Consider the following 11,853-nt stretch of genomic DNA (forward strand, 5'->3'; position numbering starts at 1 on the left):
CCGGCGACAAGATGGAGTTGGGGATCGAAGGACTGGGCGTGCAACGGCAGGATGTAAAGGCCAGCGCATGACCAGCATCACCGGCATTCGAACCGAAGACTTGCGCTTTCCGACCTCGGACAGTCTGGACGGATCGGATGCGATGAACCCCGATCCCGACTATTCCGCCGCGTATGTGGTGCTGGAAACCGATGGTGCGCATGAGGGCCACGGCCTCACGTTCACCATTGGGCGCGGCAATGAGATCTGCGTGGCCGCGATCAAAGCGCTTGGCGCTTTGGTCAAGGGTTTGGAATTAGAATGGATCACCGAAGATATGGGCCGCTTCTGGCGTTATATCACCGGAGACAGCCAGTTGCGCTGGATCGGGCCGGACAAGGGTGCGATCCATCTGGCTACGGGCGCGGTGGTGAATGCGGCGTGGGATTTGTGGGCGAAAGAGGCGGGGAAACCCGTCTGGCAATTGGTGGGTGACATGTCCCCCGAAGATATCGTGCGCCTGATCGACTTTCGCTATCTGACCGATGCGATCACCCCGGACGAAGCGCTGGCCATGCTGCGCGCCGCCGCGCCGGGCAAAGACGACCGCATCACCAAGCTGAAAGCCGAAGGCTACCCGTGTTACACAACCTCGGCCGGGTGGCTGGGCTATCCCGACGACAAGCTGCGCCGCCTGTGTCAGGAGGCCAAGGACGCAGGCTTTACCCACACCAAATTCAAGGTGGGCCGCGACCTTGACGATGACATCCGTCGTCTGACCATCGCCCGCGAGGTTCTAGGCGAAGACATAAACATCATGATCGACGCCAATCAGGTATGGGAAGTGGATCAGGCCATCGACTGGGTCAAGGCCCTGTCCTTTGCAAGCCCGTACTTCATCGAAGAACCCACCAGCCCCGATGACGTGTTTGGCCACAAGGAAATCCGCGAAGGGGTTGCGCCGGTCAAAGTGGCGACGGGTGAGATGTGCCAGAACCGGATCATGTTCAAACAATTCATCAAAGAAGGCGCGATCGACATCGTTCAGATCGACAGCTGTCGGATGGGAGGATTGAACGAGGTTCTGGCCGTCATGCTGATGGCCGCGAAATACAACTTGCCCGTCTGGCCCCATGCCGGGGGCGTGGGTCTGTGCGAATATGTCCAACATATGTCGATGATCGATTACATCGCGATCTCGGGCGAGAAAGACAGCAAGCGGATCGAATATGTCGATCACCTGCACGAGCACTTCGTCGATCCCTGTGTGGTGAGAAACGGGGCCTATATGGCGCCGGAAAAGCCAGGGTTCTCGATCGAAATAAAACCCGAAACCATCGAAGATTTCCGTTTTTCAGCGGAACTGGCGGCGGAATAAATGCAAAGGTCTGAACAATTTCGGTAGACCGGCGAAGGTCTTCAAGCAACCCGAAGGAATTGCTCCTAAGGATGAAATTTAAAAAAACCGCCTTTGGGATCGCCCGTGTTCTTGCACTCGGAGAAAAGGCTGGTCTGGTAAAGTAGACTCTGCGTTTTGGCCGTGTCCACGGGGCTTCAACACCATATCTTACAGCGGCTGTGCGTGTCGCCGAGCTTTTGTAAGAAAAGACCATCGATCGTTTCATGTTGAAGGTCTGCCCGCCCTCGCAATTGAGCGAAGAGGCTGCGCTGAATGAGGCGCTGTCGCTGGGTACGGTTGACATGCCATTTGCCGGTGCTGCGTTCCTGGGTCAGTCTTTAGGCCCGGTTAGCATCTCGGGTTACCTGTCTACTCTGCGGCCTTAGGGTCGCTGGAAAGCCCATGTGAACTTGGATCTGTTCAATAAGATGGCGGCTGAATACAAAAACATATCGGTCGATTCCGTATCAACGATCTCTGAGGACGCACCCTAAACACCCGAAACCACTGTGGTATAAACCGGGGCATTTCTCGGAAGGTTCAACCCCAAGAGCTGAGTGTCGTTCCATGTTCCGATGAACTGGTTGGGGTGGTAGGATTCCTTGCCGACCAATGATTAGACTCAGCTTTTCAGCGAAGCCCGAGAAATTGGGGCGAATTCGGGGGTATTTTAACCGCTAGAGAGGTGGTTAATGGGCGCGGCCTAGACAGCCAGATCGACAGCCCACTGGTGCTGAAACGTCCGCTGACGCGTCGTTCCGGAGGGCTGATGTGGGTCGCTGATGCTGGCGGGTTGGGGGCGCGTTTGGGCCAAGTGCAGCGAAGAACTGGTTAGAGCCCGACGCGGTCAATCGAAAGAACGGTCCAGGACTATGGGGAGCTCAAGCGTAATGCTCGCTCCTCTTTCGACTAGGTTGATTTCGACCATTCCTCCGTGGCGCCGCGCCACTGCAGAGACGATTGACAACCCCAATCCGCTGCCCTCGGAGTACTCCAACTGAGAAAACCGATTGAATGCCGCTTCGCTTTGGTCTGGTGAAAGGCCAGCACCATCGTCGGTCACAGTTAGGTTGACGCATTTGCCGTCACACCGCAGCACAACTGAGATTTGGCTCAACTTTGGGCCACCATGTTTGACCGCGTTATCCAGCAGGTTCTTTAGAGCCTCAATCAGAAAGACACGGTCGCCGAACACCGTGACCGCCGTCTCAGGCATCGTGACATCGAACTCGATGCCCTTTGCAAGGATATTAACTCCCATCTCAGCGCAGGCTTCTTCCACGACCGAGCGAAAGTCAATTTCAACCATTTGATTTTCGTGCGTCGGCTGCCTGAGCCTTTCAAGCGATAACAGCTGTTCCGCCACCGTCGCTGAGTTTTTTGCAGCCGCAACAAGCTCTGAGATGCGTTTTTCTCGGTCGTCATCCGTTTTCGCGTCCTGTAGCGCTTCGGCCATTGACTGCACGGCTGCCGCCGGATTTCGCAGCTGATGTGCTGCTTCGGAAATAAACACTTGATGGGCGCTGATACTATTTTCCACCTGTTCAAAAAGCCGGTTCAGGGTTCTGACAACTCCTTGAACTTCGACTGGGACAGCGCGCTTGATCTCACTGAGGTCATCTGGTGAACGCAGGTCAATTGCGTCCTGCAAATCCAACAACGGCCTAAGGCCACGAGCGACACCGAACCACACCACAATAGCGAGGGTGGCCAGCAGAACGCCCATCAGAATTCCTGCGCGGATAGACAATTCATTCGCAAACGCATTGCGATCCGCCATGCGTTGCCAAACTGTAACTGTCGCATCTCCGATTAGATTGTCTATGGTCACGCGTTCCGTCATCTTAAGAACGCGCACTGGTTCTTGGCGGTAGAGCGCTTCGAAAAACTGCGGTTTGTACACCTCTTGAGCAGATGGGTTTGTGGCGGCCGGAGGGTACGCGTAGCCAGTCACATAGATGCCGCCGGGGCCTGTTACGTGGTAAAAAATCTCTCCGCCCGACGCGTCGCGGATCATGCTGCGTGTCGTTGGTGACAGCGCATCACCCCCCGAAATCGCAACATCTCGCGATATGGCTAGGCCAGCAGATAACAGGCTGTCGTCGAACAATTCCTGCGCCGTATTCTGTGCAATCATAAAGCGCCAAAGACCAAGCAAGGCTGCAATTAGTACCAAAGGGGTTAGGATAAGAATGAAAAGTCTTAACCTGAGCGAGCCGTGATTGATCACTTCTGCACCTCAAGCAGATATCCCAGACCACGGGCTGTCTTTATTCTAATACCGAGATCCTGAAGACGTTTTCTCAGCCGAGATACATGAGGCTCAACGGCAGAGGCCTCGACATCGGCACCTACGCCATAGACGTAGTCTGTTAGTTGGCTTTTGGGAACAATTCTGCCCCTGCGCTCCAACAGGCATTCAAGCACCGCGATTTCCCGCCGCGGTATATCCATAACTTCGCCTCGGACACTGACCTGACGTGCGGCACGGTCGAACTCTAGGCCTCCGATGCTCTCTTTAGCTCCGTAGTCGAGATCTTTGCGTCGAGAAAGCGCCCGGATGCGTGCTTCCAACTCGTCCATTTCGAACGGCTTAACCAGATAATCATCTGCACCCATATCCAAACCTGAAACCCGGTCGCTTGTTTCGGCACGGGCGGTAAGCAAGATCACCGGTACGCCGTCACCACGATTGCGAAGATATTTCAGGATCTCCAGCCCAGATTGTCCGGGCAAATTGATATCCAGAACAACCAAGTCTGCGCCTTCTTGCGCAAGATACAAGTCAGCCTCGTTGCCGTCCGCAAGCACTTCTGCCGCATGACCGCGGTCACGCAGACGATAGGCAATAGCGTTGGCGAGGGTCTCGTTGTCTTCGACGATGACGATCCGCATCAGGGCTCCTGCAAGTTTCGCGCAAGGTTGGCGCTCCATGATTGCCAGATGGGAGGGGGAATCAACCCCACAGTTCTATTTGCGATCACGGTGGCGCAGAGGGCGCTAGCGTGGTTGTCTGGTCAACAGGGAGGAACCAATGACCATTTCCAACTTCACTCGTCGCGCCGTCGTTGGGCTGATCGCCGCCACCGGTATCGCCGCACCTGCTGCTGCCGAGGTCGACTTCTCGGGCAAGACAGTTGAATGGGTCATCCCGTTCTCGGAAACGGGCGGGTCTGCCAAATGGGCCAACTTCTTTGCGCCGCTTCTGTCGGAAGCTCTACCGGGTCAACCGACAGTTGTCGTGAAATTCATGCCGGGCGCTGGTTCGACCAAAGGCGCAAACTGGTTTCAGGAGCAAAGCCATGACGACGGGACGCTGCTGTTTGGCACCTCTGGTTCAACTCAATTCCCATATCTGCTGAGCGATCCTCGCGTGCGCTACGAGTACAACGATTGGATCCCGGTTATGGCGTCAGGAACCGGTGGTGTTGCCTATCTGAACGCCGAAGACGGAGCAAAGTTTGATGGCTCTGCGAACGCGCTGAAAGACACAAACTTTATTTACGGTTCGCAGGGCGCGACACGCCTTGATCTTGTACCGCTGCTGGCGTGGCAAATGCTGGGCATGAATGTTGAGCCTGTTTTTGGCATCAAAGGCCGTGGCGATGGTCGCCTGATGTTCGAGCGAGGTGAAGCCAACATCGATTATCAGACCTCGTCCGGCTATCTGGGTGGATCGGCACCTCTGGTTGAATCCGGTCAGGCTGTGCCGATGATGACTTGGGGTGCTCTGGATGCGGACGGCAACATCGTGCGCGACCCGACCTTCCCGGACATCCCGACATTCAAAGAAGTATGCGAAGCGACCGATGGCTGTGAAACCAGCGGTGAGGCATGGGATGCGTGGAAAGCGTTCTTTGTGGCCGGTTTCCCGGTTCAGAAGCTGGCCTTCCTGCCGGGTGACACGCCTCAGGAAGTGGTCGACGCCTACACCGCAGCGTTCCAAGCTGTGACCGAGCGAGGCGACTTTGCCGACATCTCCTCGAAGCGCGTGGGCAAATATCCTGTGTTTGTTGGTGACGGCTCCAAGTCGGCGCTGCAAACTGCGACAAACGTCGACGACAACGCCAAGGCCTATGTCCTGAACTGGCTCAAAGAAGCCTATGGTGTCGAGCTGAACTAAGCCCAAACACCACTGCGCGTGCCCCAATGTCGGGCGCGCGCTTTTCCAAACACAAGACAATTTATGAAAGGCGGCCGCTATGGAGGTTTTCGCCACCGCTCTTCCTGCGCTCAGTGATGCGTGGGGTCTGATCCTGCAACCAATTGTTCTGGGGTACCTTGTTCTCGGTGTCGTTATGGGACTGGCAGTAGGTGTTTTCCCGGGGCTTGGCGGTATTGCTGGTCTGTCCCTATTGCTTCCTTTCATGTTCGGCATGGACCCTATTCTTGGGTTGGCGCTGATGATCGGGATGGTCGCCGTTGTTCCGACCTCTGACACCTTTGCCTCGGTTCTTATGGGCATCCCCGGCAGTTCCGCCTCACAGGCGACAGTGTTGGACGGTTTCCCGATGGCGAAAAAGGGCGAGGCCGCGCGGGCATTGTCAGCGGCTTTTGCGTCATCGCTGTTTGGCGGTTTGGTCGGCGCAACATTTCTGACCATGTTTATCCTGATCGCGCGGCCCATCGTTCTGGCATTCGGTCTGCCCGAGATGCTGATGATCACCATTCTTGGCTTGTCGATGGTCGCTATCCTCGCCGGGCGTGTTCCGCTGAAGGGTGTCGCCGCCGCAGGGTTGGGCCTGATGGTCGGTACGATTGGCGAGGCGGACGCAGGCGGTTCGCTGCGTATGGCGACGTATGACATTCCTTACCTGACCGATGGTCTGAAGTTGGTCATCGTTGGCTTGGGTATCTTTGCGGTGCCCGAAATCGTCTCGCTGCTACGACAAGACCGATCCATTGCCAAGGGCGCTTCGCTAGGGGCTGGTTGGCTGGATGGCGTCAAAGACTGGGCCGCGAACATTTGGCTGTCGGTCCGCTGTTCGATCATTGGCGTGGTCGTTGGTGTTATTCCCGGCCTCGGAGGCTCGGTTGTTGACTGGATCGCTTATGGCCATTCGGTTCAATCGACAAAAGACAAAAGCAACTTCGGAAAGGGCGAAGTGCGAGGCGTCATCGGGCCGGAAAGCTCGAACAACGCCAAGGAGGGCGGGGGGCTGGTTCCAACGCTGCTGTTTGGTATCCCTGGTTCGGGTTCAATGGCGATCTTTATCGGCGCTGTCGCACTATTGGGATCTGGCGATATCGAGGTCGGGCCTAGCATGCTCAAGGATAATCTCGACATCACTTATTCGATTGTCTGGTTGCTGGCTCTTGCCAACGTGGTGGGCACCATCCTGTGTATCGCGGCTTCGGGCGGGATCGCCAAACTGACAACAATTCGCTTCACTTATCTTGCGCCGTTTCTGTTCATGCTGATCAGCTTCGCGGCATTCCAGTCCGGTCAGAATTTCGAAGACCTGCTGGCTCTGTTCGTCATCGGTCTGATCGGCATTTTCCTGCGCCGTTTCGACTGGTCGCGCCCGGCCTTTCTGATTGGGTTCGTGTTGTCCAACCCGGTTGAGAAGTTCACCAACCAGGCGTTCCAGATAGCCTCTTTCCGCTTCCGCAAAAGCTTTGGTGAGGGGATGGAGTATGTCTTCAGCCCGATCGTTATCGTACTGATCGTGGTCACCGTGGTTTCGGTTATTCTGGGCATTCGTCAAGCCAAGATGATCATGGCCGAAGGTGAGGTCAAATCCGGCAGCAAGCGCGCGCCGCTGATCTTCCTGCTGGTGATCATGGCTTACCTGATCGTGGCGTTGATCAATGCCAACATGATCCCTGACTACAACATGACCGACAAGATCATCCCGCTGGTGATCGGCAGCGTGTCGCTGTTTTGCTGCGTCATCCTGTTGATCCAAATGATGCGGCGTCCCGAGGGCGATTCGATCTTTGCTGACAAAGAACTCGCCGGTGAGGATGCGAGCGCGCCGCATGGACTTTGGTCGACCCTCGCATGGTTTGCAGGTCTGATCGCGGCCACATGGGTTGTAGGATTCATCCTCGCTCTGATCGGGTTTCTGATCGCATTCTTCCGCATTCGCGCCGGGTCCAGCTGGCAGATGACGCTGCTCCTGACGGCCTGCGGCATTGGTTTCATGTGCTTCATGGCCGGTGCTCTGAACCGCGATTTCCCGCCGGGTCTACTGCAAGACATGGTGAACCTGCCATGGCCGCTCAAGTAGGCACTCCACGGCTGCCCGGCCTGCCAATTTGGCGGGCCAGGCGGGGCTGAAATCAGAAACTTCAACGGTTTGTAAAGGAGGGTTCGCAATGACCCAGACAGCAATCCCATATGTTTTCATGCGCGGTGGCACGTCCCGAGGGCCATATTTTCGGCGCTCTGATCTGCCCGAAAATTTGGACACTTTGGCCGATGTTCTTGTCGCTGCCCTCGGGGCTGGACAAGCACTCAATATCGATGGGATCGGTGGTGGAAACGCAGTGACGACCAAAGTGGCGATGTTATCCGTCAGCGAAGACGACTGGGCGGATATCGACTATTTCTTCGCGCAGGTTTCTGTTGATGAGAAGCTGGTTGATTTCAAACCTACTTGCGGAAACATCCTCTCAGGAGTCGGTCCAGCTGCGATCGAAATGGGTTTGTTTCAGCCCACCGGCGACGTGACCGAGATCCGCATTCGCGCAGTTAATACAGGCGCCCGTGTCGTTGCCAAAGTGCAAACCCCGGGCGGTGAGTTGGTTTACGAGGGTGATGCGGAAATCGCCGGGGTTCCCGGTCATTCTGCACCGGTGCAACTGAGCTTTATGGGCGTTGTGGGCTCGGCAACAGGTGCATTTCTACCCACCGGAAATTTGCACGATACAGTGCAGGGGATCGAGCTGACGTGCATGGATGTCGCCATGCCGATGGTCATAGCCCGGGCAGCGGATTTCGGACTGACAGGATATGAAAGCGCCGAAGAGCTGGATGCCAACCTTGCTTTCTTTGATCGGATGGAGGCCGTGCGGATCGAAGCCGGGGAACGGATGGGTATGGGGGACGTATCGAAATCGGTTACTCCGAAATTCGGCCTGATGGCACCCGCCAGAGAAGGTGGAACCCTTGCGGTTCGGTATTTCATGCCATGGAAAACTCACCCGACAATGGCCGTCACGGGCGCGCAATGCATGGCATCTTGCGCTTTGACGCCCGGAACCGTCGCAGACGGGTTGCTTGATCGCCCGGATTCAAGCCCGGCAGACGTTGTGTTGGAGCATGCCTCAGGCAAGATCGACGTTCTGGTGGACTTCTCGAATGACGGGGAGTTCAACGTAATTTCTGCCGGTTTGGTGAGGACTGCGCGTAAATTGGCGGATGGGCATGTTTATGTTCCGGAATCCGCGTGGAACGGTAGTTGAAGTGGGAACCTCTAATTGGTATACAATAGTATACATAATGAGGATATCACGATGGACGACTATTCGGAATGCCTTGATATCGCGCGTCAGGAACTCAGGCTGGCGCAGTCGGCTTTGCGAAAGGATATCGCGGAATACCCAACGCCAATTGCCGGGTGCGATGAGCAATTCAACCATCTGCTGGATCAACGCGAACGCGTTCGCAATGCGCTTGAAGCACTCGACAAACTTAATTTTGTGCCGACGCCAAGAAAACTGAGCACCGAGTAGGCTATAGGAAGTCGATGAAAGTTCATATTCTGGATGATTGGTTTGACACACTGCAGGGCCTTCCTTGCTTCGGAAAACTGTCCGACCATAATGTGAAGGTCTGGAAAGATCATGTCGAAGATACCAGCGAGTTGGCCACACGCTTGCAGGAGGCTGAGGCGCTGGTTTTGTTTCGCGAGCGCACCAAGATAACCCGCGATCTGATTGAAAATCTTCCAAACCTGAAAGTGATCAGCCAGCGCAGCGTGTATCCGCACGTCGATGTGCAGGCATGCTCGGATAACGGAGTGCTGCTGTGTTCGAACATGCATGGCGGGACGCCCTCATATGCCGCAGCCGAACTGACATGGGCACTAATCATGGCCGGGATGCGCGACTTGCCTGCGCAGATGGCATCAGTCAAAGCGGGGCATTGGCAGGCCGGGGTTGGCAAGACCCTGAGAGGGCGGCAGTTGGGGCTGTATGGATATGGCCGTATCGCCCGCGCTGTTGCTGGCTATGCCGAGGCATTCGGGATGAATGTTGTCTGGTGGTCTTCGGATGAAGGCCGGGCACGCGCGCAGGCCGACGGCGTGCAGATTGCCACAAGCCGCGAAGCGTTCTTTGCCAACTGCGATGTTGTCTCAGTCCACGTCCGCCTGAAGCCCAACACGAACGGTATCATCACAGCGTCAGATTTTTCGCAGATGCAACCGGGCGCGATGTTTGTGAACACCTCCCGGGCCGGGCTGATCGCTCCGGGTGCTTTGTTGGATGCGCTGAACGCCGGTCGCCCGGGGAAGGCCGCAATTGATGTCTTCGATACCGAGCCGCTCACCGACCCGAATGACCCTTTGCTATCGCACCCGAACCTGATTGCGACACCGCATATAGGTTTTGTGACTGAGGACGAATTCGACCTGCAATTCGCAGATATTTTCGATCAGGTGAACGCCTATGCTGAAGGTGCCCCTATTCACATGATCAACCCCGAGGTTTGGAGCAGCGCAGGATAAGATTGGCCGCTATAGGCGCGCCGATGATAACCAGCACGATCCTTGTCAGATGGTGGGTGATCACAAAGCCCAGATCCGCACCCGAAACGATGGCCAGCACTGTCATCTCGGCCTGTCCGCCGGGGGCAAAGGCCAAGAAAGCCTCGACCGGTTGACCGAAGCCCAGCGTGGTGACAACAGCAGTGAAAGCGGCTGCGAGGATCGCAAGGACGATGACATAGGCGACGCCCGCTGCAACCACCCGGCGGAGTTCGACCCAAGTGACGCCCACGAACTTCACGCCTATCCCACAGCCAATAAAGAATTGCGCTGCAAGGATGGCCTCGCGCGGTGGTCGGGTATGAATGAAATCCCCCAGTGATAGGGCTGCTGTCAGGATCATTGGGCCGAGAATAGATGCACCGAACAGGCCGATCCGCTCACCGCCTTTCCAGCCTATAAGAGCGGCCAGTACCATCAGTGCCAGCTCATGTATTGGCAGGTCGCGCGCGGGCTCTCCGATTGGGTTGGTGAGCTGGGCATCGTAGAACACTGTCAGCAACAGGGGGGCCAGCGTTACAATGATCAGCACGCGCGTTCCGTGGATCAGGGAAAGTGTTCGCGGGTTGGCGCCTGCTTCGGCGCCAAAGATGATCATGTCCTGCAATCCGCCTGGCATGGCAGCGTAAAACGCGGTCGTGGAGTCAAACCCCCAGAACTTGCGAAAGAAAGGCACTCCGACCAACGCGATCAGCAGGATGAAGAACGGGACCAGTGCGATAGACGCTGCCATCTTTGGCAATTCAACAAACAGCGCAGGGGTTATCGAAGCCCCAACTGCAACGCCGAGTATGGTGCGCGCTGCAACCGAGACCTGACCAAAACCTTCCATTGGGGCATGCGCCAGGGCGGCTATGAGACACGCGCTCATTGGGCCGAACAGAAAGGGCAGCGGCAGATTCAACGCCCAAAATACTCCGGTGCCCAGTAGTGCAAGGGCCAGTGTCACGGCCCGCTTTGTCAGGAGAGAAGGTGTTTTGTTTTGGGTGGGCAAAGCGCAGTTTCCGACAATATTGACTCGGTGTGTATCCAAATGTATACAACTGGACGCAAGAAGACAAGTGAGCGTTCGATGACCATTCAAGACGACCCTTTACAGCCTGGTCCGCAAGGCAATTCAGCGTATCAACGCCTGCTGGATGAGATTCGCGAGGGCACACTGCTGCCTGGCGAACGCTTGCGTGAGATTGAGCTGTCAGAACGATTAGGGGTCAGCCGCACACCGGTGCGGGAGGCTATCCGTCAGTTGGAGGCCGACGGGCTAGTCACTCATGTGCCCCGGCAGGGCGCAACCGTACGCAGCCTCGATTACGCCGAAGTAATGGAACTCTATGAGATGCGCGCGGTGCTCGAGGGAACTGCGGCCCGTTTAGCAGCGCGTGCTGCGTCGGATGTCGAATTGGACGAGTTGGGAGTTTTGAACGATCGCTTGGCCGAGGCAGGCACCGGCTCGGAGGCGGCTCGGATCAACCGGATTTTTCACGCCACACTTTTGGATGCGGCAAAGAATCGGTTTCTTGCCAAGTCTATGTTGTCTTTGCAAAAAGCGCTGTTGATCCTTGGGCCATCGCAATTGCTGGACGGTGATCGGGCCGAGACAGCAGTGGCAGAGCATAAGCGCGTCATGGCTGCCTTAAAGGCCCGCGATGGTGCAGCGGCTGAAACAGAAATGCGCGCGCATATTCAGGCCGCACAACGGATGCGTATTCGGGCGTTGCAAGAACGCGACCGGACAACCGACGAAAATCAATAGGTAGACAG

11 protein-coding genes are annotated in these 11,853 nt (G+C 56.3%); 8 read left to right on the top strand and 3 right to left on the bottom strand.

Annotation, left to right across the window (positions count from 1 at the left end; genetic code table 11):
* The first annotated feature begins 67 nt into the window (after positions 1 to 67).
* Positions 68 to 1,357, top strand: coding sequence for an L-fuconate dehydratase (locus GOV79_RS21585; protein WP_170787812.1), 1,290 nt, complete (start codon positions 68 to 70; stop codon positions 1,355 to 1,357).
* A gap of 245 nt (positions 1,358 to 1,602) precedes the next feature.
* Positions 1,603 to 1,764 carry a hypothetical protein gene (locus tag GOV79_RS21590; protein ID WP_170791703.1) on the top strand — a complete coding sequence of 54 codons (162 nt, stop codon included), beginning with the start codon at positions 1,603 to 1,605 and terminating at the stop codon, positions 1,762 to 1,764.
* A 461-nt stretch (positions 1,765 to 2,225) separates the two neighbouring features.
* On the opposite strand, the gene GOV79_RS21595 is transcribed toward GOV79_RS21590, so the two are convergent.
* Positions 2,226 to 3,608, bottom strand: coding sequence for a sensor histidine kinase (locus GOV79_RS21595; RefSeq protein ID WP_331252782.1), 1,383 nt, complete (start codon positions 3,606 to 3,608; stop codon positions 2,226 to 2,228).
* Positions 3,605 to 4,273, bottom strand: coding sequence for a response regulator transcription factor (locus GOV79_RS21600; RefSeq protein WP_170791704.1), 669 nt, complete (start codon positions 4,271 to 4,273; stop codon positions 3,605 to 3,607). Before GOV79_RS21600 ends, GOV79_RS21595 begins: the two co-directional genes overlap by 4 nt.
* A gap of 139 nt (positions 4,274 to 4,412) precedes the next feature.
* Between GOV79_RS21600 and GOV79_RS21605 the strand changes: the two genes are divergently transcribed.
* From GOV79_RS21605 to GOV79_RS21625, 5 genes are all read left to right on the top strand, one after another.
* A complete protein-coding gene (locus GOV79_RS21605) occupies positions 4,413 to 5,501 on the top strand; it encodes a type 2 periplasmic-binding domain-containing protein (protein ID WP_170791705.1) in 1,089 nt (362 codons plus the stop codon).
* Between the two features lie 79 nt (positions 5,502 to 5,580).
* Positions 5,581 to 7,611, top strand: a complete 2,031-nt coding sequence (locus tag GOV79_RS21610) for a tripartite tricarboxylate transporter permease (protein ID WP_170791706.1) — start codon at positions 5,581 to 5,583, stop codon at positions 7,609 to 7,611.
* 88 nt (positions 7,612 to 7,699) lie between these two features.
* Positions 7,700 to 8,788 (top strand): 4-oxalomesaconate tautomerase, encoded by a 1,089-nt coding sequence (locus GOV79_RS21615; protein ID WP_170791707.1) that lies wholly within the window; start codon positions 7,700 to 7,702, stop codon positions 8,786 to 8,788.
* Positions 8,789 to 8,839: 51 nt separating this feature from the next.
* Positions 8,840 to 9,058: a hypothetical protein gene (locus tag GOV79_RS21620; protein ID WP_170775669.1), complete on the top strand. Its 219-nt coding sequence runs from the start codon at positions 8,840 to 8,842 to the stop codon at positions 9,056 to 9,058.
* Between the two features lie 14 nt (positions 9,059 to 9,072).
* The gene (locus GOV79_RS21625; RefSeq protein ID WP_170791708.1) at positions 9,073 to 10,053 is read left to right on the top strand and encodes a D-2-hydroxyacid dehydrogenase family protein; all 981 of its coding nucleotides are present in this window, start codon (positions 9,073 to 9,075) and stop codon (positions 10,051 to 10,053) included.
* Here the strand turns inward: GOV79_RS21625 and GOV79_RS21630 are convergent.
* Entirely contained in the window at positions 10,022 to 11,041 is a 1,020-nt protein-coding gene (locus tag GOV79_RS21630) for an AbrB family transcriptional regulator (protein ID WP_331252783.1), read from the bottom strand. The genes GOV79_RS21625 and GOV79_RS21630 overlap by 32 nt on opposite strands.
* Before the next feature lie 123 nt (positions 11,042 to 11,164).
* Between GOV79_RS21630 and GOV79_RS21635 the strand changes: the two genes are divergently transcribed.
* Positions 11,165 to 11,845, top strand: coding sequence for a GntR family transcriptional regulator (locus GOV79_RS21635; RefSeq protein WP_170356258.1), 681 nt, complete (start codon positions 11,165 to 11,167; stop codon positions 11,843 to 11,845).
* The last annotated feature ends 8 nt before the right edge of the window (positions 11,846 to 11,853 follow it).

The organism is Ruegeria lacuscaerulensis (genome assembly GCF_013034745.1).
Taxonomy (GTDB): domain Bacteria; phylum Pseudomonadota; class Alphaproteobacteria; order Rhodobacterales; family Rhodobacteraceae; genus Ruegeria; species Ruegeria lacuscaerulensis_B.